Source organism: Nocardia blacklockiae (genome assembly GCF_015477355.1).
GTDB lineage: Bacteria > Actinomycetota > Actinomycetes > Mycobacteriales > Mycobacteriaceae > Nocardia > Nocardia blacklockiae.
The window spans coordinates 109,366-132,709 of record NZ_JADLRJ010000017.1 but is presented as its reverse complement, the minus strand read 5'-3'; the positions used below and the strand labels follow the sequence as shown (position 1 = coordinate 132,709).

The following is a 23,344-nucleotide window of genomic DNA, read 5'->3' as shown; positions in this document are numbered from 1 at the left end:
GGCGGCGGTCGCGGGGGGTGCACCCGCGCCACCGGCGGGGCCCACGCCGCCGCTGGCCCGACCCCACGGACTCCCCGACGGTGAGGGGGGGCTGGCGCGCCCGCCGCGCCCCGGCCCGGACGGCCGCGGCGGCGGGTAGCCGCCGGGCCGCGGTTGCGTGCCGCGCGGTGGGCGTTCGCCGTGGGGGCCATCGTCGTGGGGCGAAGTCACAGCCTGGATCTCCATAACTCGAAACGGTCCGGGTAGCTCGTTGCGATCGTTGCGCTGTTCGCTAGGGGATCGAAGCCGGAGCCTACGCGGTTACCCACGCTGCCTGCCACGCCTCCCGGCGCTCGATCGCGGGCGGGCACACCTGTGCTCCGCATATCAGTCGGCGATGCCCATCACTCGGCGGCGGTCCGACGGGTACCGGCGCGCCTGCGCCGGGGCGCCGGGGCGTGCCCGAGCACGTAGGACTGCACCAGATGATTCCAGCTGCAGGTGCGGCACACCTCGACGACGTGCACCGTGAACTCCTCGCGGGACTCGGCCAGCCGGACCAGCTCCTCCGGCGTGCGGGCCGAACCCGCCACGGGGCCCAGCCCCTCGCCGTAGACCCACGAGACGAGTGTCAACTGCTCTTTCCTGCAGATGGGACAAGTGACCTCGCTCCCCCGCCCGTGGAACTTCGCCGCCCGCAGCAGATACGGGTTCGCGTCGCACACCTCGGCGACACCCACCCGGCCCGCATAGACGTCGGCCAGCAGCGACCGGCGCCGGAGCGCATAGTCCACTACCTGCCGCTGAATTCGCACGCATCCCAGAGTAGCGGGGACACCCGACACGCGCTGCCGCCCTGTTCGATCGTCCGTGCCCCGCGCGGGTGTGGTTCGCCACCGTCCGACCGATCGGTTTGCCCCTCCCACCGGCCCCCTGCCGGGGCGCGACGCAGGCCACACCACGTACTCACGGGCAAACCTATCGCTCAATGTATCGAGCCGATATAGTTTGGAATCGCATCCAACGGTTAGGTCTGCAGACAACAGTCAGGAGGTGAGGCCCGTGCTCGAACTCGCGATTCTCGGGCTGCTCCTGGAGTCGCCCATGCACGGCTACGAGTTGCGCAAGCGGCTGACCGGCCTGCTCGGTCCGTTCCGGGCCTTCTCCTACGGATCGCTCTACCCGACGCTGCGCCGCATGCAGGCCGACGGGTTGATCGCCGAGGAGAGCCCGGCGGGCGCGGTGACGCGGCGGGCGCGCCGGGTCTACCAACTGACCGAGGCCGGGCGGGAGCGGTTCAGCGAACTGCTCGCCGACACCGGTCCGCAGAACTACACCGACGACGGCTTCGGCGTTCATCTCGCCTTCTTCAGCCGCACCCCCGCCGAGGCGCGGATGCGGATCCTCGAGGGCAGGAGACGGCAGGTCGAAGAGCGCCGAGAAGGTTTGCGGGAGGCGATCAAACGGGCCAGCGGAACCCTGGATCGCTACACCCGCCAGCTCCACCAACTCGGTCTCGAATCAAGCGAGCGCGAAGTGCGCTGGCTCAACGAGTTGATTGCAGCGGAGCAGTCAATGAAGGCGGCACCACAGAAAGAGGGAAATATCGGCCATGAGTGAAGTCAAAACGGCTGAGCACGGCACCGAGATTCGCGTGGCCATCGTAGGCGTGGGCAACTGTGCCTCCTCGCTGGTCCAGGGCGTGCAGTACTACAAGGACGCGGACGAGAACGCGACCGTGCCCGGCCTCATGCACGTCAAGTTCGGTCCCTACCACGTGCGCGACGTGAAATTCGTCGCCGCGTTCGACGTCGACGCCAAGAAGGTCGGATTCGACCTGTCGGACGCGATCTTCGCCAGCGAGAACAACACGATCAAGATTTCCGACGTGCCGCCGAGCGGTGTCGGCGTGCAGCGCGGCCCGACCCTGGACGGCATCGGCAAGTACTACGCCGAGACCATCGAGCTGTCCGACGCCGAGGCGGTCGACGTCGTGCAGGCGCTGAAGGACGCGAAGGTCGACGTGCTGGTGTCCTACCTGCCGGTGGGCTCCGAGGAGGCCGACAAGTTCTACGCGCAGTGTGCCATCGACGCCGGTGTCGCATTTGTGAACGCGCTGCCGGTGTTCATCGCCTCGGATCCGGTGTGGGCGAAGAAGTTCGCCGACGCCGGTGTCCCGATCGTCGGCGACGACATCAAGAGCCAGGTCGGCGCGACCATCACGCACCGCGTCATGGCCAAGCTGTTCGAGGACCGCGGCGTGCAGCTCGACCGCACCATGCAGCTGAACGTCGGCGGCAACATGGACTTCAAGAACATGCTCGAGCGGGAGCGGCTGGAGTCCAAGAAGATCTCCAAGACCCAGGCCGTCACCAGCAACCTGAAGAAGGAGCTGGGCGCCAACGACGTGCACATCGGCCCGTCCGACCACGTCGGCTGGCTCGACGACCGCAAGTGGGCCTACGTGCGGCTCGAGGGCCGCGCCTTCGGCGACGTGCCGCTGAACCTGGAGTACAAGCTCGAGGTGTGGGACTCGCCGAACTCGGCGGGCATCATCATCGACGCCATCCGCGCGGCCAAGATCGCCAAGGACCGCGGGCTCGGCGGCCCGATCCTGCCGGCCTCGGCCTACCTGATGAAGTCCCCGCCGAAGCAGATGGCCGACGATGTCGCTCGTGCCCAGCTGGAGACCTTCATCATCGGAGCGGAATAAGCAGTTTCACCCGAGGGTGAGGGAGCCCGGCCCGAGAAGACAGGGCCGGGCTTCGCGCTTCTCGCCGGGGGAAGACATGCCGGGATGACGGGGAAGGTATGCCGGGGTGACGTTCAGTCCAGCGAGACGTAGACCTCGACCGAGGTCGGTCCCGTGTAGCGCTCGACCTCCGCGGTGTGCGAGCGGGTGATGGTGCCGGCGCTCTCGGCCTTGGCCACCTTCGCCCAGGCCGTGCGCAGCAGGTCGTAGGGCTTGTCGGAGACGACGAACTTGGCGTACCGCCCGGCCGGGATCCGGGTGGTCACGTCGCCGACGTCCAACTGCTGCAACGACTCCAGCGCGTAGCCGAGCACGGCGACGGCGTGGTCGTGCTGCCCGATGTAGGCGGCTACCCGGGGCACGTTCTTCTCCCGGGACAGGTACCGGTCCCAGGTGAAGTTCACCAGGTCCAGGTCGCGGGCGGTCACCTCGCGGCCGGCGAGCGGGACCGTCAGGCCGGCGACCAGGCTCTCCTCCAGCGTGACGATTTCGAAGTCCACGGCTGTGCCTCCCTACTTGTCGCCGTCGCCGGTGCCGCGGTCGTCCTTCAGGGCGACGAACACCTCCACCGTCTTGGTGTCCGGATAGTGCTCGAAGTCGCCGGTGTAGGCGCGGACCAGCGCCCCGGCCGCCTCCAGATCCCAGACCGCGCGCCACACCGACACGATGGTGTCGCCCAGGTCGTCGCCGCTGCGCAGGAACCGGGCGAAGCGGCCGCCCGGCACCCGGGCGAGCACGTCGCCGGGCAGCAGATCGGCCAGGCTCTCGCACTGGTAGCCGACGATATGGGTCAGATACGAGCCGATCTCCGGCGCGTGGTCCACGTACGCGGTCGCCGGCGGGCCGGGTAGCCGGCGCGCGAGGTTGCGCTTCCAGGCCTCCTCCACCCGCAACCGGCGCGGCCCTTCGACCGCCAGCGCCGGGCTCCGAAGCACCGTCCCCGCCACCAGCGTCTCTTGGCGGTCAACGACATTGAAATCCACCGGTGTCGCCCCTATGTCTCGTGCTGTGTGCAATCCCGCGCGGCTCGGGCCGACGCCGGACTCCACGATGCTGCCAGCGGGATCCGATTCCGTCCGGGACCGCTCGCGGTGCGGCCCGTGGCGACGTGCACGTCCCGTTGGTTACTCACTCTGCGCACATCCTCCCGCATCCTGCCACCGGCGTCGGACATCGGCCCATTCGGAAGCGTTTCGATACCCATTCGCTCATCCGGGCCGATCCTTGCCGTGTCATCGATTCCGATGTCCTGCGTCTTCGCGCGGCCTGCGCACCGGTTCCACCCTATCGGCGGTACCCGCGTGACGGCCGCACAACGAGGATTCGTTTTGTCACAACCGAGGCCGCGCCGCGTTGTCATCGGGCCCGGTCGCTCACCCGGGCACCGGAATGCTGAGCCCGGGGAAGATCTCGACCTGTCTGGGTTCGGCCGGTTCGGGCGCCGGCGCGGGTTCCGGTGGGGCGGGCGGGAACACGATCACCGGATCCGGCGGCGAGTCCGACGGCGGAGCGAGCACATCGAACGGTCCCTGGCCCTGCGCGGGCGGCGGCCCGCCGAACATCGGCCCGGCGGCCGAGCCGGGTTCGGGCGCGGGGAACTGCTCGACCGGGGTTCCGGCCAGCGCGCCGTCCATGGTCTGCTTCCAGATGTCGGCGGGCAGGCCGGACCCGTAGATCGGCGCGCCGCGCGCGGTGCGGATCGGCTGGGACTGTTCGGTGCCGACCCACACCGCCGTGGACAGCGACGGCGTGAACCCGATCATCCAGGCGTCCTTGTTCGCGCCGGTGTCGCCGAGCTGGGTGGTGCCGGTCTTGGCGGCGGACGGCCGGCCCGCCAGATCGTGCCGGTTGGAATACCCCGCGATCGGCTGCATCGCCTGCGCGGTCGCCTCGGCCACGTGCTTGGGCAGCCGCTGTTCGCCCGGCGGCATCTTGCCCTGCCCCGGCGCGCCGCGGTCGAGCAGCACCCGGCCGTCGCCGGCGACGACGCGCTGCACGAAGTACGGCCGGTGGTAGACCCCCGACGCGGCGATCGTCGCGTACGCCGAGGCCATGTCGATGGGCCGCACCGAGTAGACGCCCAGCACGATCGATGGCGTGGGCGGTCCGCCGTCCTCGGTCAGGGTCCTGCCGGGCACGCCCGGAATCTGCTCCGGGATTCCGGCCAAGTGCGCGGCGTCGGCGATGGCCTGCGGGCCGACCAGGTCGGCGAGCCGGTAGAAGCTGGTGTTCAGCGAGCGCTTGAACGCCTCGGACAGCGCGCAGGTGCCGCACGATTCGCCCTCGACATTGGTGACCTTGACTCCGTTCACGGTCACCGGGCCGCTGTCGAGCTGGTAGTTCATCGACACGCCCTGCTGCAGCGCCGCGAGCACCGCGAACGTCTTGAACGAGGATCCGGTCTGCAACGGGGCCTGGGCGAAGTCGAAGCCGACGCCGTCGTCGCCGCCGTAGTAGGCGCGCACCGCGCCCGACCGCGGATCGATCGACACCACCGCGCCGCGCAGTTCGGGCGGCTGCGGGCCGAGGCGGTTGCGCACGGCGTCCGTCGCCGACTGCTGGGCGCGCGCGTCGATGGTCGTCGTCACCTGCAGCGCACCGGTATTGATGTCCTCCTCGCTCACCCCGGCCGCGCGCAGCTCGCGCAGCACCTGGGTGCGGATCAGACCCGACGGGCCGTGCGCGGCGTCGTCGGCCGCGACCGTGATCGGCGCGATGTCCGGGAACTCGGTGCTGTCGCGCTGCCCGGGCGCCAGCGTGCCCATCTCGACCATGCCGTTGAGCACGTAGCTCCAGCGCGCTTTCAGTTGCGGCAGATGGGTTTCCGGGTCGAGGATCGACGGCGTGCGCACCACCGAGGCGAGCACCGCGCCCTCGGCCAAGGTCAACTGCGGGACCGGCTTGTCGAAGTACGCCTTGGCGGCCGCCGCGATGCCGTAGGCACCGCGGCCGTAGTAGATCGTGTTGAGGTAGGCGGCGAGGATGTCGTCCTTGCTCCACTGCCGCGCCATCTTCGCGGAGATGATCAGCTCGCGCATCTTGCGCGACATCGTGCGCTCGGAGCTGAGGAAGGCGTTCTTGACGTACTGCTGGGTGATCGTCGACCCGCCGCCGGCGTCGTCGCGGGCGAGCATGTTGTCGCGGGCGGCGCGCAGGAACGCCGAGGCCGAGTAGCCGGGATTGGTGTAGAAGTTGCGGTCCTCGGCCGAGAGCATCGCGTCGCGCACCGGCTGCGGCACGTCCGACAGCGGCACCGGCGTCCGATTGCCCTCCGGCGGAACCACTTTCGCGAGCACCGTGGTGCCGTCGGAGGCGGTGATGGTGGCGATCTGATTGGTCTGCACCGCCGCCGGGTCCGGGATCTCGGCGCTCCAGTAGGCCAGCGTCAGCAGCAGCGCGGGGAGCACCAGGAAGATCAGGAACAGGGCGAGCACCAGCCGCCGCACCCGCTGCGCGCGGGTCCGCGGCGGACGGGGTTGCGCCGCCTCGCGATTCGGTGGGGGCACCCGCCGGCGGGGCCGGTGCGGCTGCTCGCGGCGTCGTCGCGCGGCCGCGGCACTCGCCGGCTCGTTCCATCCGGCGACCGAGGCGTACGGGGCCTGCTCGGGGCCGTCGCGGTGCCGTCGCTTACGGAACAAGCTCACGATCGTCTCCTGAGATGCCGGTCGAACAGGACGAACACCTACACGAACAAGGATCGAACTACCGCAGAACGCTGGTTCGAAACCCAGCCTAATGTCTGGGCGGGTGTGGCGGCGCTGTCTTCGACGGCGAGACCGGGCCGGGCGTCAGCTCTTGACGCCGCCCGCGGTGAGTCCCGAGATGATCCGGCGCTGGAAGATCAGCACCATGACGACCAGCGGCACCGTCACGATGGTGCCGGCCGCCATGATCGCGGCGTAGGGCTGCACCAGCGGGTCGTTGCCGGAGAAGCGGGCGATGGCGACGGTCACCGGCTCGGTCGAGTCCGCGGACAGCAGCCGGGCCAGCAGGTACTCGTTCACCGCGGCGATGAAGGCCAGGATGGCGGTGGTGAATACGGCCGGTGCGGCCAGCGGGAGCATGATCAGCCGGAACGCCTGGAAGCGGCTGGCGCCGTCGATGCGGGCGGCCTCCTCGAGCTCCCACGGCAACTCGGTGAAGAACGACGCCAGGATGTACACCGTCAGCGGCAGCACGAACGAGATGTTCGGGATGATCAGCGCCTGGTAGTGCCCGATCCAGCCGATGTCGGTGAACAGCTGGAACAGCGGGGTCACCAGCACCACCACGGGGAACATCGACGCGCTCAGCACCAGCCCGGCCACCAGGGTCTTGCCCCGGAAGGTGAGCCGCGCCAGGGCGTAGGCGGCCAGCATGCCGATCAGCAGCGCGATGACCGCGGTGGCCAGGCCGATGATGATGCTGTTGGTGACCGCCCGCCCGAAGTCGTTGCCGCGCGAGGTGTCGAACGCGTTGCGGAAGTTCGCCAGCGTGACGTGCGTCGGCCAGGGCGTGTTCTCGAAGGTGTAGGCCGGATCCCGGAACGCCGTGACGACCATCCAGTAGAACGGCGCCAGCCCCCACACCAGCACGATCAGCGCGCCGACGTAGACGCGCGCCGAGCGCAGGCGCTTGGTCAGCGGCACGGCGGTCGGCGCGCCCGCGGGCCGGGTGGTCGCGTCGGTGAGCGTGGTCATCAGTGCGCCTTCCGCTGTTCTTCCTGGGTCGCGACCGCGTTGGCGCCCAACACCTTCACCAGTACGAAGGCGACCGCGAAGATCAACAGGAAGGTGATGACCGACAGCGCCGCGGCACTGTTCTGCCCCTGGCGCACCTGGTCGACCACCAGGATGGAGATGGTTCGCGTCGCCGGGTTGCCCTGCGTCATGATCGCGGGCAGGTCGTAGAGCCGCAGCGCGTCCATGGTGCGGAACAGGACCGCGACCAGCAGCGCCGGCTTCAGCAGCGGCAGCGTGATGTGGGTGAAGCGCTGCCACGCCGACGCGCCGTCGACCCGGGCCGCCTCGTACACGTCGCCCGGAATGACCTGCAGCCCGGCCAGGATCAGCAGCGCCATGAACGGCGTGGTCTTCCATACGTCGGCGATGATCACCGCGAACCGCGACCACCACGGGTCGGTCTGCCACAGGATGTGGGTGCCCAGCACCCGGTTCACCACCCCGTCGTACTGGAACATGAACTCCCACAGCCGCGCCGTGACCGCGGTCGGGATCGCCCACGGGATGAGCACCGCCGCGCGCAGCAGCGCCCGCCCGCGGAACGACTTGCCCATCACCACGGCCATGCCGAGCCCGATGGTCGCCTCCAGCGCCACGGTCACGACGGTGAACAGCAGCGTGATCCCGATGGCCACCCAGAACTGCGACCCGAGGTTGCCGGTCGGGCAGGGCTCGAAGCCGCCGTCGGGAATCGTGCACTGCTGCAGCAGCCAGTGGGTGTAGTTGTCGAATCCGGCGAAGCCGCCCTCCTCGAACATCCCGGTGGCCTCGTTGAGCCCCGAGTCCTTCTGGAAGGACATCCACACCGCCCGCACCACGGGATAGCCGATGACGACGGCCAACGCCACCAGGACGGGCGCGACGAACAGCCACGGCCGGGCCGAGCCCCGCAGGACGCTTCGGGATCCGGGCTTGCGACTCGGGGTCGGATCCGCCGGTGCGGCGGGCGGCGCGAGGTCGGTCGCTCCCGAAGGATCTGACACGTTCTTCTCTCCTACGGGGCTGGCTCGGTGGGTGCTTCTCCGTCCGTTACGACCCGGCCGCCTGGATGCCCTTCTGCATTCCGGTGATCGCGTCGTCGACGGACTTGGTTCCGGTCAACGCAGCATAGGCGTTGTCCTGGATGGCTTTCGACACCGCCGGATAGTAGGGGGTGACGGGGCGCGGCACGGCGCTGGCGATGGAATCCTTCAGCGCCGGCAGGTAGGGGAACTTGGCGATCAGCGCCGGGTCGTCGTACATCGACTGCCGCACCGGCGGGAAGGCGCCCTCGGCGACGATGCGCTGGGCGTCCTCGCTGATCATGAACCGCAGGAAGTCCAGCGCGGTCGCCTTGTGCTTGGAGTAGGTGCTGATGGCGGCGTTGTACCCACCCAGCGTGGACGCGCCGATGCCGTCCTTGCCCGGCAGCGGGGCGATGCCGACGTTGCCCTTCACCACCGACGAGTCGGCGTTGGCGACCCCGTAGAAGTTCGGCCAGGTGCGCAGGAACAGCAGCTTGCCCTGGGCGAAGGCGTTCTGGCTCTCGGGCTCCTTGAAGGAGATGGCCTCCTTCGGGATCTCGCCGTTCTTGTAGGCGTCGACGAGCACCTGCAGGCCCGCGCGCGCCTGCGGGCTGTTCACGGTCGGGGTCTTGCCGTCGGGGCCGACGAAGGTGCCGCCGAAGGCGTTGATGACCTCGGCCGAGTTCACGGTCAGACCCTCGTAGGGGGCGAATTGCCCGGCGTAGCAACCGATCTGGTGGTCGCGCGCGGCGCCGCAGTCGTTCAGCAGCTCCGACCAGGTCTTCGGGGCGTCGGGCAGCAGGTCCTTGCGGTAGTACAGCAGGCCGCCGTTGGTGTTGCGCGGCGCGGCGTAGAGGGTGCCCTTGTAGGTGGCGCTGGCGACCGTCGGCGACAGCAGGGTGGCGGTGTCGATCGCGAAGGAGTCCTTCAGCGGCTGGATCCAGCCCTTCGCGGCGAACTCCGCGGTCCACGGCACGTCCAGGGCCATCACGTCGTAGTCCGACTGCTTGGCCCGCATGTGCTGGGCCAGGTCGTCGTACTGCTGGGAGGCGTCGTTGGACTGTTCCTTGAACGTCACCCGCTCGTCCGGATGAGCGGCGTTCCAACGCTCGATGAGCTGCTTGACGGCACCGGATTCGGTGGTGTCCTTGCCCTCCACGTAGGTGATGGGGCCGCGGCCACTCAGGTTCTGATTGGTGGCGTCGTTCCCCCCGCCGCTCGAGCACGCGCTGGTGAACGTCGCGGTGAGCAGCGCGGCCGAGACAGCGGCCAGCGCGGCGCGAGACACCAGGGACGAGCGTCGTGACGACACCTTGTTCAAAGCCATTGATACTCCAGGGTCGAGACGTGAGCGCCAGCACTCTCAGCCGGTTGCACAAGGCAAGATACATTGTCCGTCCGGGATTGTGTCGGCCGGTTCTTCTATCCTGGGCCGCGATGTCGACCCAGCTGACGAACGACAAACTGCTCACAAGAATCGGTGGGCTGCTCCGCCAGGCCGAGTCGACCGACAACGAGCACGAGGCCGAGGCCTTCCTCGCCGCGGCGCAGCGCCTGGCCACTCGTTCGTCGATCGACCTGACAGTGGCGCGCGCCCACGTCTCCGGGCGCGAGCAGCGGAAAACGCCCGTGCAGAAGGTGATTCCGATCGGCGCGGCCGGCAAGCGCGGGCTGCGCACCTACGTGCAGCTGTTCGTGGCGATCGCGGCGGCCAACGACGTGCGCTGTGATGTGGCGCGCTCGTCCACGCAGGTTTACGCCTACGGGTTCGACACCGACATCGCCACCTGCGAGGCGCTGTACACCAGCCTGCTGGTGCAGATGGTGCGCGCGTCGGACCAGTACATCAAGTCGGGCCGGTACAAGTCGGCGACGGTGGAGAAGATCGTGGTCGAGAACCGTTGGGGCCGTAAGGTGCAGCGGCGCGTGCAGGCCCCCGTGGCCGCGGTGACGGCCCGGCTGAACTTCCAGATGGCCTTCGCCGCCCGGGTGGGCAAGCGGCTGGCCGAGGTGCGCGCGGACGTGGAGGCCGAGGTGCGGGCGGAGCCGACCGCCGTGACCGGCACCGAACTGGCCCTGCGCGACAAGGAACTGGAACTGCACGACTTCTATACCCGCACGTCGGAGGCTCGCGGTACGTGGCGCGGACCGCAGGAGTCGGCCGGTTACTCCGCCGCCGCCCGGCGCGCCGGCGACCACGCGGGCCGGGCGGCGCGGCTGGGTTCCGCGCCCGAGTTGGGCGCCGCGCGCGGGCAGCTCGGTGCGGGCGATGACTGACCCGGGCCGATGAGTGTGCGAGATACCCAGCGCGCCAAGGTGTACGACGCCGAGGGCCTGGTGCGGCGGATGTTCGAGCGGGCCGACGAGTACGGCGCGCGCACGGTCGAGCTGCACGGCTCGCAGCTCACCCTGCCGGTCGAGCGGCGATTCGCCTCGGTGGCGTCGGTGCAGAGCTACGTGGATCGTGTCTTGTCACTGAATTGGGTGCGTGCGCATTGGGACAGGTCACGGTCGCCGATGACCGTGCGCGCTCGCGCCGGCACCGCGGCGGCGCACTACGAGGCCGAGACCGCGGTGCTGGCCGTGCCGCTGCACGCTCGCGGAACCGCCTGGGCGCTGCGGGAATTGGTGATACTTCACGAAATCGCGCACCACCTCGAGCCGGCGGGGGCGGAGCTGGCGCCGCACGGGCCCGAGTTCTGTTCGCGCTATCTGGACCTGGTGGACGGCGTGATCGGCCCCGAGGCCGCGCTGCTGCTGCGCGTCACCATGCTGGACTGCGGCGTCCGATTCGGCTGAGTTTCCCTCCCCTTGTGCCCTGAGGTCCTTATGTCCTGGGGCACAAATACGAGCGATCTACGGTCGTAGTACGTACTATCGAATTACGTACTATTAACCTACGTAGATAGGCGCTGGCGGTTCGGTGAACCGCCGGTGCGACGCGGCGAGGCAAAGGGGCCTGACATGCGACGTGTAACTCGAACCAGTGACCGAAGACGCCGGACGCGGACCGCCGGGCGGCGTAGCGCGCGGGTCGCCGCCACGGCGCTGGTCGCCGGAGCCGCGGCCGTCGGCACGGTGCTCACCGCCGGCGCGGCCGCCGCGAATCCCGATGCGCGAACGGGGCATTCGGCCGACCGCGGTCCTGCCGACCCGCGCGACACCACCGGCTGGCGGCACATCGACCCGCGCGGCTACCACCACCTGGAGACGAACCAGCTGCGGCAGAACGAGATCCGCGACAACCGCCGCGAATACCGCCGGAACAACAACGCCCCCCAGCCACCCCAGCGCGCCCTCGGCACCGATTCCGGCACCACCACCTGGACCGCGGTCCCCAACCCCGACGGCACCGGCTGGCAAGTCTGCCGCCCCCACGCCACCTGGTGCTGACCCGCCCAGCCACTCTGCCGCGCTCGATGAGCTACGGGAGTAGGTGGCTGGCTCGGGTGAGGCGGTCGAGCCACCAGCGGGTGCGGGCGGGGTCGGGGTGGCGGAAGCGTTGGAGCAGTTCGGGATTCGGCTGGGGTGGGGTTGTGGGGACGGGGAGGTGGCCGTCGGTGGGGAGGAGGGACGGGGTGGTCACGTCGCCGTCGAAGAGGCGGATGGTGCCGAGGCCGCAGGCGAAGTCGAGGTCGGGGAGTGCGCCGGCGAGGGCCAGCTGGGCGGCCAGGCCGACGCTGGTCTCCAGGGCCGAGGAGACCACGCAGGGCAGTCCGGCCGCCTCGGCCACGCGCAGCGCCCGGCGGACGCCGCCGAGCGGGGTGCACTTGAGCACGGCGACGTCGGCCGCGCCCGCCACCGCCACCCGCAGCGGATCCTCGGCCCGGCGGATGGACTCGTCGGCCGCGATGCGGACATCGACGCGCCGCCGGACCTCCGCCAACTCCTCGATCGTGCGGCAGGGCTGCTCGACGTACTCCAAACCCTGTGCGGCCCGGTCGATCTCCTCGATGTGCGACACGGCGGTCTCCACATCCCACACGGCATTGGCGTCGACGCGGATCGCGCCGCCGGGCCCGAGCGCGTCGCGCACCGCGGCCACCCGCTCCAGATCCTCGCCCAGCGCCGCCGGGTGATCCGCGACCTTCACCTTCGCCGTGCGGCACCCGGATCCCGCCACGATCTCGTGCGCGCGCTCGGGGCCCACCGCGGGCACGGTGCAGTTGACCGGAATCCGGTCCCGCACCGGCGCCGGCCATCCCTCGGTGATCTGTTCGACGGTGGTCGCCAGCCAGTTCGCCGCCTCCCGATCGTCGTACTCCGGGAACGGGCAGAATTCCCCCCACCCCAGCGGCCCTTCGATCAGGACCCCCTCCCGCACGGTGATCCCCCGGAACCGCGTCCGCAACGGGATCGCATACACGAACGCCTCCCCGGCCCCCAACACCTCGCTCACCCCCGCCACCCTAGCGCCCCGCAGCTCGTGCGCCGACTAGGTAGTTCTGCGGATCCGGAAGGGCATCCGGCCCGTCACGCTGGGTGTATGACCACTGCACTCCACCCGATGCCCTACCCCCCGAGGAAGGCCGAGCCCGTGCGGACCTGGGACCTGGTGCTGGCCATCCTGCTCTACGCCCTGGCCACCCTGCTCGGCCTGTTCGCCGCCACGTTCACCCCGTTCTTCGCGATGGCCACCGACCCGTGCGGGGCGGGCACCGGCTGCCGCGAGGAGTTCGCCACCTGGGGGATCCTGGTGTCCTGGGGCGGGACCGCCGCGGCGCTCGGCGGCGGTCTGGTGATGGTGATCGTGGCGGCGGTCAAGCGCTGGTACATGTGGTGGTGGGCCGCCCTCGCCCTGGTGCTGGTGCCCCTGTCGTTCTTCGCCGGGCTGTTCCTGGCCGAACAGGTGACGCCATAATCTCCGCGCGCCGGGCTCACAGCCGTTCGTAGAGGGTGGCGTTGGCCAGACCGCCTGCCTCGCACATGGTTTGGAGACCGTAGCGTGCGCCGCGCTCGCGCATGGCGTGCACGAGGGTGGTCGCCAGCCGCGCGCCGGAGGCGCCGAGCGGATGGCCCAGCGCGATGGCCCCGCCGTTGACGTTCACCCGCGACAGGTCCGCGCCGGTCTCGCGCTGCCACGCCAGCACCACCGACGCGAACGCCTCGTTGATCTCCACGAGGTCGATGTCCGACAGCTGTAAGCCCGCGCGCCGCAAGAGCTTTCGGGTGGCGGGGATGACCGCCGTGAGCATCAGGAGCGGGTCGTCGCCCGCCACGGCGAAGCTGTGCAGCCGCGCCAGCGGCGTGAGTCCCAGTTCCCGCGCCTTCTCGCTGGTCGTGATGAGCACCGCCGCGCTGCCGTCGTTGATCTGACTGGCGTTGGCGGCGGTGACATTCCAGCCGATCTCGGGGAAGCGCGCGGCGTACGCCTCGCTGTAGTACGCCGGGCGCAGGCCCGCGAGCGTGTCGAGGGTGCTGCCGATCCGGATGCCCTCGTCGGTGCTGAGCCCGGCGAGGGGAGCGAGCTGCGCCTCGAACGAGCCGTTCTTGGTCGCGGCATTCGCCTTCTCGTGGCTCGCCAGCGCGAACTCGTCCATCTCGGTGCGGCCGATACCCCAGCGCGCGGCGATCAACTCGGCGCTGATGCCCTGCGGCACAAGGTCTTCGGGATAGCGCTCACGGAAGGCGACGCCGTCGAGGTCGGTGGCGCCGAGCACGCTGGAACCCATCGGGATCCGGCTCATCGATTCCAGGCCGGCCGCGACGACCACGTCGTAGGCGCCCGCGATGACGCCCTGCGCCGCGAAGTGGATGGCCTGCTGGCTGCTGCCGCACTGGCGGTCGACGGTGGTCGCGGGCACCGACTCGGGATAGCCGGCGGCCAGCGCGGCCCGGCGGGTGACGTTCACCGCCTGCTCGCCGACCTGGGTGACGACGCCGCCGATCACGTCGTCGATCAGCTCCGGGTCGACGCCGCTGCGCCGCACCACCTCGCGCAGGCTGTGCGCGAGCAGATCCACCGGATGGATCCCGTGCAGGGCGCCGTTCGCCTTGCCCTTGCCGATGGGGGTGCGCACTGCCTCGACGATCACTGCGTCTCTCATGACGGTTCCTTCCGAGTGCCGCGCCGTCGCGGCCTTCTAACTAAACCAATCTATAGTCAGAGTACGAGCTGGCAATAGTTGTCACAAGTCAGAATTGCTATGATCGTCGTCATGTCGGCTGTACTGGAAGGACCGTTGCGTGATCTGAGTTCCTGGAAGCCCGACCACTGTTCGATCGTCAAGGCGCTCGACATCGTCGGCACTCGGTCCGCGCTGCTGATCCTGCGCGAAACCATCTACGGCACCACGCGTTTCGACGGCTTCGCCGCCCGCGTGGGCATCACCGACGCCGCCGCCTCCGCCGCGCTGCGCAAGCTCACCGCGTCCGGCCTGCTCCGCAAGCAGCCCTACCAGGAGGAGGGCAAGCGCACCCGCAGCGAGTACGTGCTCACCGACAAGGGCCGCGACCTGCTCCCCGTGGTCCTGGCGCTGTGGCAGTGGGGCGACAAGTACCTCCAGGACGGCGAGCCGCCCCTGGAGCGCCTCGAGGACTCCACCGGCGCGCCCGTGCGCGTCGAGATACGCAGCGCGGCGGGCAACGAGGTCCCCTTGGAGAACCTCCGCATCCGCCTCAACCGCAAGTGGCGCGGACTCCGCAAACGGGAAACACCCTCGCCGTAGGACTTTCGCCCGCCCTCGCCATCCGCCCTCTGACGGAAGGGAACTGCTACCGCTCAGTTCAGGCGGCGGCCGTCCTCGGGGGCGAAGAAGTAGATGTGCTCCGCCGTGCTGGTGAGCGCGAGCGTCGCGCCCTTGGACGGCGGGTTGCGCCAGTCCGCGCGGGCGACGATGGTCTCGCCGCCACCGCCCTCGCCGAGGGTGCGGCCGTAGATGTAGGCGTCGGAGCCCAGTTCCTCGACCACGTCGACCTCCATGGCGATGCCGTCGCCGGCATCGCCGAGGTCGAAGTGCTCGGGCCGGATGCCCACCACCACGGTGCCCTCGACCGCGTCGGCGACTGTGCGCGGCACGGGCAGCGTGTGCCCGCCCAGCACGACGCCCTCGTCCCGGAGCGGCAGCGTGAACAGATTCATCGCCGGCGATCCCATGAACCCGGCGACGAACAGGTTCGCCGGGTCGCGGTACAGGTCGCGCGGGGTCGCGCACTGTTGCAGCAGACCGTCTTTGAGCACCGCCACCCGGTCGCCCATGGTCATCGCCTCCACCTGGTCGTGGGTGACGTAGACCGTGGTGGTGCCGAGGCGGCGCTGCAACTGCGCGATCTGGGTGCGGGTCTGCACGCGCAGCTTGGCGTCCAGGTTCGACAGCGGCTCGTCCATCAGGAACACCTGCGGCTGCCGCACGATCGCCCGGCCCATCGCCACGCGCTGGCGCTGGCCGCCGGACAGCTGCTTGGGCTTGCGGTCCAGGAACTGCTCGAGGTCGAGCAGCTTGGCCGCCTCGCGCACCCGCTGCTCCTTCTCCGCCTTGGCCACCTTCGCCATCTTGAGCGCGAAGCCCATGTTCTCCGCGACGGTCATGTGCGGGTAGAGCGCGTAGTTCTGGAAGACCATCGCGATGTCGCGTTCCTTGGGCTCCGCGTTCGTGACGTCCTTGTCGCCGATCAGGATGCGCCCGCCGTCGACGTCCTCGAGCCCGGCGAGCATGCGCAGCGAGGTGGATTTGCCGCACCCCGAAGGACCGACCAGCACCAGGAATTCGCCGTCGGCGATCTCCAGCTCCAGCGCGTCCACAGCGGGTTTGGCGGCGCCCGGGTACAACCGGGTCGCGCGGTCGAAGGTGACCGTGGCCATCGTGCATCAATCCCTTCACCGGCAGGAACGTGCCGGACGATCCGAGTAGAGGGTGGTGCGGCGGCGCCGCAGCCGGGAATCCTACCGGCTCGGGAGTAGCCTCGAGCCCGCGAAGCACTGATTACCGGAGGAGGAGCCATGGCCCGACCCGTTCGGATCGGAGTTCAACTACAGCCCCAGCACGCCCCCGACTACGGATTGATCCGCGATGCCGTGCTGCGCGCCGAGGACGCGGGCGTGGACATCGTGTTCAACTGGGATCACTTCTACCCCCTCTACGGCGACCCCGACGGCGCGCACTTCGAGTGCTGGACCATGCTGGGCGCCATCGCCGAGCAGACCGAGCGGGTGGAGCTGGGCGCGCTGGTCACCGGCGGCGGCTACCGCAACCCGGACCTGCTGGCCGACATGGCCCGCACCGTGGACCACATCTCCGGCGGCCGTTTGATTCTCGGCATCGGCGCGGGCTGGTTCCAGAAGGACTACGACGAGTACGGCTACGAATTCGGCACGGCCGGAACGCGTTTGGATCTGCTCAAGGAATACCTCGAGCGCATCGACCGCCGCCTGAAGAAGCTGAACCCGCAGCCGGTGCGCGACATCCCGATCCTCATCGGCGGCGGTGGCGAGAAGAAGACGCTGCGCCTGGTGGCCGAGTACGGCGACATCTGGCACACCTTCGCGAAACTGGATGTGCTGGAACGCAAGTCGAAGATCCTGGCCGAGCACTGCGCGGCCGTCGGCACCGACCCGGAGCGCATCGAGCGCTCGGTGGACTGGCCGGGCGCGGATCAGGCGCCGGCACTGGTGGCCGCCGGTGCCACCACCTTCACCGTCGGCACGGGCGGCCCCGACTACGACCTGAGCCAGGTCGTGGAGGCGATCCGCTGGCGCGACGAGTTCAACCCGGAGTCGGTCACCGGCATCGCCTGACACCGGCCCGATCGAATCCGGCTGATTCGATCACTTCCCCTACGCCGAGGCCGCCCTCACCATGACTGTCGATCGCAGCCGAGCGCGCTGCGATCGGCAGCTGTGAGGGAGCCTGCGATGAGTGAACCGGATGCTGTGCCGGGCCGGGCGGAAGCGGGCGCGCCGCCGCCCTCGGTGTTCCGGCGGATCGGTGTCGACTGGTGGGCGGTGATGGTCGCGGGCGTCTTCGTACTGCTCGCCGTCGCCGACGCCCTGCCGAAGATTCCGTGGTGACGCGATGACCACCGAAACCGCCACCCCCGCATCGGAATCGAGCGCCCTGCGGGACGCACTGGCGTATCTCCCCGGCATCGCGCTGCTGATCGCCGTCGGACTGCTCGGCAAGTACACCCAGGTCTGGGTCAACGACCTCGTCCACGACCACCACTGGCGCTTTCCCGATATCGAATACGTGCTGTGGGCCATCGTTTTCGGGCTGATCATCGCCAATACCGTGGGCGTGCCCCGCGTCTGCAAGCCCGGCATCGGGACCTACGAGTTCTGGCTGAAGGTCGGCATCGTCGCGCTCGGCTCCCGGTTCGTGCTCGGCGACGTCGCGAAACTGGGCGGCACCAGCTTCGTGCTGATCCTGGTCGACATGACGGTGGCGGGCGCGATCATCCTCACGGTGGCGCGGCTGCTGGGCCTGTCCGGGAAGCTGGGTTCGCTACTGGCCGTGGGCACTTCGATCTGCGGTGTGTCGGCGATCGTGGCGTCGCGCGGGGCCATCCGGGCCCGCGACTCCGACGTGAGCTACGCGATCGCCGCGATCCTGACCCTGGGCGCGGTCGCGCTGTTCACGCTGCCCGCGATCGGGCACGGCCTGGGCCTGACCGATCACGAGTTCGGCCTGTGGGCGGGTCTGGCCGTGGACAACACCGCCGAGACCACCGCGACCGGCTACGCCTACTCCGACGCCGCGGGCAAGCTGGCGGTGCTGGTGAAGTCGACCCGCAACGCGCTGATCGGGTTCGTGGTGCTGGGCTTCGCCCTGTACTGGGCCGCGCGCGGCGAGGCCGACGCCGTCGCGCCGGGGCTGCGCGCCAAGGCGGCGTTCGTGTGGGAGAAGTTCCCCAAGTTCGTGCTCGGCTTCCTGGCGGTGTCCGCGCTGGCGACCGTGCACTGGATCGACAAGCCGCAGCTCACCAATCTGGGCAACGTGTCGAAGTGGGCGTTCCTGCTCACCTTCGCGGGCGTCGGGCTCAATACCGACTTCCGCGAGCTCGGGCGGACGGGCTGGCGGCCGCTGGCGGTCGCGGTCGTCGGCCTGGTCGCGGTGGCGACGGTGTCGCTGGGGCTGGTGCTGTTCACCGTGCGGGTGTTGCACTGGGGCGTGGTCGACTGATGGGTAACGTGTCCGGCTAATGTTCTCGCCTATGGTCCGTTTGCCCGTGTCACGCCCCCGTGCGCTGCTGGCGGTGCTGTCGGTGGTGAGCCTGCTGTTCCTCACGGCCTGCGGCTCGGACAGCAGCAATTCCTCGGCAAGCAGCGGGCTGTGCGCGCCGCCGGGCGTCGAGTCGGCGTCGGCGGCCCCGGCCAACCTGGCGACCGGCGCCCAGGCCGGTGCCGACCGGTTCACCACGCCGAACACCGTTCCGCTGGACCGGATCGACACCGGCAAACTCGGCCTGCTCAGCCCGGGCAAGCTCAGCGTCGGCACGCTGTCCGACGCGCCGCCGAGCATCTGCGTGAACGGCCAAGGCGTGTTCACCGGCTTCGACAACGAGCTGCTGAAGGCCATCGGCGCGAAACTCGGTCTGCGGGTGGAGTTCTCCGGCACCGAGTTCGCGGGCCTGCTGGCGCAGGTGGCCAACGGCCGCTTCGACGTCGGTTCGTCGAGCATCACCACCACCGACGCGCGGCGTCAGCTGGTCGGCTTCACCAACGGCTACGACTTCGGCTACTTCTCGCTGGTCGTCCGCAACGACAGCACCGTCAAGGATTTCGCGGGTCTGAAGTCGGGCGTACGGATCGGCGTCGTGCAGGGCACGGTGCAGGACGAGTACGTCGTCAACACGCTGAAGCTCGATCCGGTGAAGTTCCCGGACTACAACACCGCCTACGCCAACCTGAAGTCCGGCCAGATCGACGCCTGGGTGGCGCCGTCCGCCCAGGCCACCGGCGCGGTCAAGCCCGGTGACGCCACCTCGATCGCCCAGAACACCTTCAGCCTGGACAATTTCACCGCCTGGGCGGTGCGCAAGGACAACCAGCCGCTGATCGACGCGCTCAACGCGGGCCTGGACGCGGTCATCGCCGACGGCACCTACGCCCGCCTCTACTCCGACTGGGCGCCGCGGACCCTGCCGCCGGGCTGGAAGCCGGGCTCCAAGGCCGCTCCGATGCCGCAGCTGCCGGACTTCGACAAGATCGCGGCCGAACACCAGGGGACGGGCGCCGCGCAGACGGCCCCGAAGTCGACCCTCGAACAGCTGCGGGACACGTTCTTCGATTGGTCGCTGTACCGCAAGGCTTTTCCCGACCTGTTCAAGACCGGTCTGCCGAATACCTTGATCCTGGCGCTGGTTTCGGGCGTGCTCGGCACCCTGCTCGGCATGGTGCTGGCGGTCGCGGGGATCTCGCGGACCCGCTGGTTGCGCTGGCCCGCAAGGGTTTACACCGACATCTTCCGCGGGCTGCCCGCGGTGGTGATCATCCTGCTGATCGGCCTGGGCATCGGACCGGTGGTCAAGAACGTCACCGGCAACAATCCCTATTGGCTCGGTGCGGTCGCGCTGGCCCTGCTGGCCGCCGCGTACATCGGCGAGATCTTCCGGTCCGGCATCCAGTCGGTGGAGGCCGGGCAGCTGGAGGCGGCGCGCGCCATCGGGTTCGGCTACCGGCAGGCGATGACGCTGGTGGTGATACCGCAGGGCGTGCGCCGGGTGCTGCCGGCGCTGATGAACCAGTTCATCGCGCTGATCAAGGACTCGTCGCTGATCTACTTCCTGGGTCTGCTGGCCTCGCAGCGCGAACTGTTCGCCGTCGGGCGCGATCTCAACGCCCAGACCGGCAACCTGTCCCCGCTGGTGGCCGCCGGCCTGGTCTACCTGCTGCTCACCATTCCGTTGACCCACCTGGTGAACTACATCGATCGCAGGCTGCGCACCGGGCGCCGGGAGGAGCCGGCCGAGCCCGTCGAACAGGCCGCCATCACGGAAGGACGCGGAGCGTGAGCAGTTCCTCCCTCACCGGCACCGGCCTGCGACTCACGCTGGGCGGCAACGAGATCCTGCGCGGGGTCGACATCCACGTCGACGCCGGGAAGACCACGACCGTGATCGGCCCGTCCGGTTCGGGCAAGTCCTCGCTGCTGCGGGTGTTGAACCGCCTGTACGAGCCGGATTCCGGCGACGTGCTGATCGACGGCGTCTCGGTGCTCGGCGACGACCCGGACAAGCTGCGCCAGCGCATCGGCATGGTGTTCCAGCACTTCAACCTGTTCCCGCACCGGACCGTCCTCGACAATGTGGCGCTCGGCCCGCGCAAGCTGCGCGGGTTGTCCAAGGAGCAGGCCCGCGCGGTCGCGCTGGAACAGCTGGAGGCCGTGGGCCTGGCCGCGCGCGCCGACGCCCGGCCCGGCAACCTGTCCGGCGGGCAGCAGCAGCGCGTTGCGATCGCGCGGGCGCTGGCGATGAAGCCGGCGCTGATGCTGTTCGACGAGGCGACCTCGGCCCTGGACCCCGAGCTGGTCAAGGGCGTGCTGGCGCTGATGGCGGAGCTGGCGTCGGGCGGCATGACGATGATCGTGGTGACGCACGAGATGGGTTTCGCCCGGTCGGTGTCCGACAGCGTGGTGTTCATGGACCGCGGCACGGTCGTCGAATCCGGTTCGCCGGACCGGGTATTCGACGACGCCGAGACGCCGCGGCTGCGGCAGTTCCTGTCCCAGGTGCTGTGAGCGGCCGCGCACTGAGGGTGGCCTAATTGGTCGGATGTTCACTCGTTCGTCTCCTGCGGCTCGCGCATTGCGTTTAGCGTGCGCATCGCCGGTTCATGCGAGGAGCGATGTGAAATGAAGCCCCTGTCTCTGTTCGTGACGCACGACGGTCGCTCGTCGCGTTCCTCGACGACGTGTGCCTACAAGTGCGGCAACGCCTGTTTCCACGAGGTCCCCAACACCTCGGACAACGAGTACTTCGGTGACATCGTCGCGGCGGTCTCGCGGCGTCGGCTGTTGCGGGGCGGCGCGGCCGTCGTGCTGGCGGCCGGCGCGGGCACGGTGCTGGCGGCCTGCGGCGACGACGAGCCGAAGCCCGTCGGCAACAGCGGTCCGGGCACGGGCACGGCCTTCACTGCCGTGGCGCCGAACACCCAGGACGCCGTGGTGACTCCCGAGGGTTATCAGCAGACGGTGGTCATCCGCTGGGGCGATCCGGTGCTGCCCGACGCGCCCGCCTTCGACTTCGCCAAGCAGTCCGCGGCCGCACAGGCCGAGCAGTTCGGCTACAACAACGACTTCGCGGCGCTGCTGCCCATCGAGGGGCAGCCGAATTCCTACCTGCTGGTGGTCAATCACGAATACACCACCGAGCCGCACATGTTCACCGGCTACGTGCCGGACGCGCCGACCCGCGAGCAGTTCGAGATCAGCCTTGCGGCGCACGGGCTTTCGGTCGTGGAGGTGCGGGGCGAATCCGGCTCGGGCCGGCTGACGCCCGTGCTCGGCCGCTACAACCGGCGCATCACCGGCACCACGCAGTTCACGATCACCGGACCGGCGGCGGGCAGCAATTTCCTGAAGACCTCCGCCGATCCGACGGGCACCACCGTGCTGGGCACGCTGAACAACTGCTCGGGCGGCGTGACGCCCTGGGGCACAGTGCTTTCCGGCGAGGAGAACTTCAACCAGTACTTCGCCGGCGTGCTGGCCAACCCGGTCGCCCAGGATCGCGGCAAGCGCTACGGCCTCGGCCATCCGGGCGCGGGCCAGGGCGAGATGCCCAGGCACTGGGAGCGTTTCGACAAGCGCTTCGACGTCGCGCAGGAGCCCAACGAGTCGAACCGCTTCGGCTACATCGTCGAACTCGATCCCTGGGACCCCACCGCCGCGCCGATCAAGCACACCGCGCTGGGCCGGTTCAAGCACGAGTCCGCCAATATCTACGTCACCGCCGACGGGACCGTGGTGGCCTACTCCGGCGACGACGAGCGCTTCGAGTACATGTACAAGTTCGTCTCCGCCAAGAAGATCGAGCCGGGCAACACCGCGGCCAGCCGCAAGCACAACATGACCATTCTCGACGAGGGCACGCTCTACGTCGCGAAACTGACCGGTGACCACCCGGATCAGGTCGACGGCAGCGGAAAGGTGCCCGCGGACAAGGGTTTCACCGGCACGGGGCAGTGGATTCCGATCCTGCAGACCGGTGCCGACGGCAAGGGCACCTCGATGGTGGCGGGCATGTCCGCCGAGGAGGTCGCGGTGTTCACCCGGATCGCCGGCGACAAGGTGGGCGCCACCAAGATGGACCGCCCCGAGGACTTCGAGCCGAACCCGCAGACCGGCAAGGTATACGTGGCGCTGACCAACAACAGCAACCGCGGCACCGAGGGCAAGGCCGCCGCCGACGAGGCGAACCCGCGCAACCAGAACAAGAACGGCCAGATCCTGGAGATCACCGACGATCACCGCGGCACCGCGTTCACCTGGTCGCTGCTGCTGGTCTGCGGCGATCCCAAGGCCGCCGACACCTACTTCGGCGGCTTCGACAAGAGCCGGGTCAGCCCCATCTCCTGCCCCGACAACCTGGCCTTCGACCCGTACGGCAACCTGTGGATAGCCACCGACGGCAACGCGCTGAAGTCCAACGACGGCCTGTTCTCGGTGGTCCTCGAGGGTGAGCGCCGCGGTGAGACCAAGCAGTTCCTCACCGTCCCGAAGGGCGCGGAGACCTGTGGACCGGTGGTGACCGAGCGGCGGGTGCTGGTGTGTGTGCAGCACCCGGGCGAGGTCGACGGCGCGTCCGCGGACAAGCCGGCCTCGCACTGGCCCGACGGCGGCACGTCCCAGCCGCGGCCTGCGGTGGTGGCGGTGTGGAAGGACGGCGGCGCCATCGGCGTGTAGGGGCGCGGCGCGCGATCTGTGGATTAATGCGCACCTGTTAATGTGTGG

The 23,344-nt window shown here is 69.4% G+C and carries 23 protein-coding genes; 13 read left to right on the top strand and 10 right to left on the bottom strand.

The genetic code is table 11. The features are described 5' to 3' along the window. Window positions 1–383 precede the first annotated feature (383 nt). Entirely contained in the window at window positions 384–794 is a 411-nt protein-coding gene (locus tag IU476_RS32735; protein WP_438944097.1) for a DUF5318 domain-containing protein, read from the bottom strand. A 247-nt stretch (window positions 795–1,041) separates the two neighbouring features. On the opposite strand from IU476_RS32735, the gene IU476_RS32730 reads away from it, so the two are divergent. Then, window positions 1,042–1,599, top strand: a complete 558-nt coding sequence (locus tag IU476_RS32730) for a PadR family transcriptional regulator (protein ID WP_195106180.1) — start codon at window positions 1,042–1,044, stop codon at window positions 1,597–1,599. Next, window positions 1,592–2,692, top strand: coding sequence for an inositol-3-phosphate synthase (locus IU476_RS32725; RefSeq protein WP_195106179.1), 1,101 nt, complete (start codon window positions 1,592–1,594; stop codon window positions 2,690–2,692). Before IU476_RS32730 ends, IU476_RS32725 begins: the two co-directional genes overlap by 8 nt. Window positions 2,693–2,805: 113 nt before the next feature. Here IU476_RS32725 and IU476_RS32720 read toward each other — a convergent pair whose 3' ends face one another. The 6 genes from IU476_RS32720 to IU476_RS32695 all read right to left on the bottom strand — a co-directional run bounded on the left by IU476_RS32720 (window position 2,806) and on the right by IU476_RS32695 (window position 9,783). Beyond that, window positions 2,806–3,231 carry a GyrI-like domain-containing protein gene (locus IU476_RS32720; RefSeq protein ID WP_195106178.1) on the bottom strand — a complete coding sequence of 142 codons (426 nt, stop codon included), beginning with the start codon at window positions 3,229–3,231 and terminating at the stop codon, window positions 2,806–2,808. A gap of 12 nt (window positions 3,232–3,243) precedes the next feature. Next, on the bottom strand, window positions 3,244–3,714 hold the full coding sequence (locus IU476_RS32715; protein WP_195106177.1) for a GyrI-like domain-containing protein: 471 nt from the start codon (window positions 3,712–3,714) through the stop codon (window positions 3,244–3,246). A gap of 390 nt (window positions 3,715–4,104) precedes the next feature. Then, window positions 4,105–6,375, bottom strand: coding sequence for a transglycosylase domain-containing protein (locus IU476_RS32710; RefSeq protein WP_195106176.1), 2,271 nt, complete (start codon window positions 6,373–6,375; stop codon window positions 4,105–4,107). A 144-nt stretch (window positions 6,376–6,519) separates the two neighbouring features. After that, window positions 6,520–7,410 carry a carbohydrate ABC transporter permease gene (locus tag IU476_RS32705; protein ID WP_195106175.1) on the bottom strand — a complete coding sequence of 297 codons (891 nt, stop codon included), beginning with the start codon at window positions 7,408–7,410 and terminating at the stop codon, window positions 6,520–6,522. Then, on the bottom strand, window positions 7,410–8,435 hold the full coding sequence (locus tag IU476_RS32700) for a carbohydrate ABC transporter permease (protein WP_195106174.1): 1,026 nt from the start codon (window positions 8,433–8,435) through the stop codon (window positions 7,410–7,412). The genes IU476_RS32705 and IU476_RS32700 overlap by 1 nt, the downstream gene beginning before the upstream one ends. A gap of 46 nt (window positions 8,436–8,481) precedes the next feature. Then, window positions 8,482–9,783 carry an ABC transporter substrate-binding protein gene (locus tag IU476_RS32695; RefSeq protein ID WP_195106173.1) on the bottom strand — a complete coding sequence of 434 codons (1,302 nt, stop codon included), beginning with the start codon at window positions 9,781–9,783 and terminating at the stop codon, window positions 8,482–8,484. Window positions 9,784–9,893: 110 nt separating this feature from the next. On the opposite strand from IU476_RS32695, the gene IU476_RS32690 reads away from it, so the two are divergent. The 3 genes from IU476_RS32690 (at window position 9,894) to IU476_RS32680 (ending at window position 11,849) form a co-directional block, all read left to right on the top strand. After that, window positions 9,894–10,733: a DUF2786 domain-containing protein gene (locus IU476_RS32690; RefSeq protein WP_228824668.1), complete on the top strand. Its 840-nt coding sequence runs from the start codon at window positions 9,894–9,896 to the stop codon at window positions 10,731–10,733. A gap of 9 nt (window positions 10,734–10,742) precedes the next feature. Further along, on the top strand, window positions 10,743–11,255 hold the full coding sequence (locus tag IU476_RS32685; protein ID WP_195106172.1) for a TIGR04338 family metallohydrolase: 513 nt from the start codon (window positions 10,743–10,745) through the stop codon (window positions 11,253–11,255). Window positions 11,256–11,420: 165 nt separating this feature from the next. Then, window positions 11,421–11,849, top strand: coding sequence for a hypothetical protein (locus tag IU476_RS32680; protein ID WP_195106171.1), 429 nt, complete (start codon window positions 11,421–11,423; stop codon window positions 11,847–11,849). A 31-nt stretch (window positions 11,850–11,880) separates the two neighbouring features. On the opposite strand, the gene IU476_RS32675 is transcribed toward IU476_RS32680, so the two are convergent. Further along, window positions 11,881–12,879 (bottom strand): o-succinylbenzoate synthase, encoded by a 999-nt coding sequence (locus IU476_RS32675; RefSeq protein WP_228824692.1) that lies wholly within the window; start codon window positions 12,877–12,879, stop codon window positions 11,881–11,883. Window positions 12,880–12,942: 63 nt separating this feature from the next. Here IU476_RS32675 and IU476_RS32670 point away from each other — a divergent pair, with 63 nt between their 5' ends. Further along, entirely contained in the window at window positions 12,943–13,317 is a 375-nt protein-coding gene (locus tag IU476_RS32670; protein ID WP_195106169.1) for a hypothetical protein, read from the top strand. A gap of 16 nt (window positions 13,318–13,333) precedes the next feature. On the opposite strand, the gene IU476_RS32665 is transcribed toward IU476_RS32670, so the two are convergent. After that, complete coding sequence (locus IU476_RS32665) at window positions 13,334–14,503, bottom strand: thiolase family protein (RefSeq protein ID WP_195106168.1); 1,170 nt, start codon at window positions 14,501–14,503, stop codon at window positions 13,334–13,336. A 111-nt stretch (window positions 14,504–14,614) separates the two neighbouring features. On the opposite strand from IU476_RS32665, the gene IU476_RS32660 reads away from it, so the two are divergent. Then, window positions 14,615–15,124, top strand: a complete 510-nt coding sequence (locus tag IU476_RS32660; protein ID WP_228824667.1) for a winged helix-turn-helix transcriptional regulator — start codon at window positions 14,615–14,617, stop codon at window positions 15,122–15,124. A 53-nt stretch (window positions 15,125–15,177) separates the two neighbouring features. Here IU476_RS32660 and IU476_RS32655 read toward each other — a convergent pair whose 3' ends face one another. Further along, entirely contained in the window at window positions 15,178–16,257 is a 1,080-nt protein-coding gene (locus IU476_RS32655) for an ABC transporter ATP-binding protein (protein WP_195106166.1), read from the bottom strand. Window positions 16,258–16,395: 138 nt separating this feature from the next. Here IU476_RS32655 and IU476_RS32650 point away from each other — a divergent pair, with 138 nt between their 5' ends. From IU476_RS32650 to IU476_RS32625, 6 genes are all read left to right on the top strand, one after another. After that, entirely contained in the window at window positions 16,396–17,190 is a 795-nt protein-coding gene (locus IU476_RS32650) for an LLM class F420-dependent oxidoreductase (RefSeq protein WP_195106165.1), read from the top strand. A gap of 117 nt (window positions 17,191–17,307) precedes the next feature. Continuing rightward, entirely contained in the window at window positions 17,308–17,463 is a 156-nt protein-coding gene (locus tag IU476_RS32645) for a hypothetical protein (protein ID WP_195106164.1), read from the top strand. Between the two features lie 4 nt (window positions 17,464–17,467). Continuing rightward, window positions 17,468–18,574 (top strand): YeiH family protein, encoded by a 1,107-nt coding sequence (locus IU476_RS32640; RefSeq protein WP_195106163.1) that lies wholly within the window; start codon window positions 17,468–17,470, stop codon window positions 18,572–18,574. Window positions 18,575–18,605: 31 nt separating this feature from the next. Next, window positions 18,606–20,405, top strand: coding sequence for an ABC transporter substrate-binding protein/permease (locus IU476_RS32635; RefSeq protein WP_195106162.1), 1,800 nt, complete (start codon window positions 18,606–18,608; stop codon window positions 20,403–20,405). Further along, a complete protein-coding gene (locus tag IU476_RS32630; protein ID WP_195106161.1) occupies window positions 20,402–21,130 on the top strand; it encodes an amino acid ABC transporter ATP-binding protein in 729 nt (242 codons plus the stop codon). The genes IU476_RS32635 and IU476_RS32630 overlap by 4 nt, the downstream gene beginning before the upstream one ends. Window positions 21,131–21,244: 114 nt before the next feature. Next, a complete protein-coding gene (locus IU476_RS32625) occupies window positions 21,245–23,296 on the top strand; it encodes a PhoX family protein (RefSeq protein ID WP_195106160.1) in 2,052 nt (683 codons plus the stop codon). Window positions 23,297–23,344: the final 48 nt, after the last annotated feature.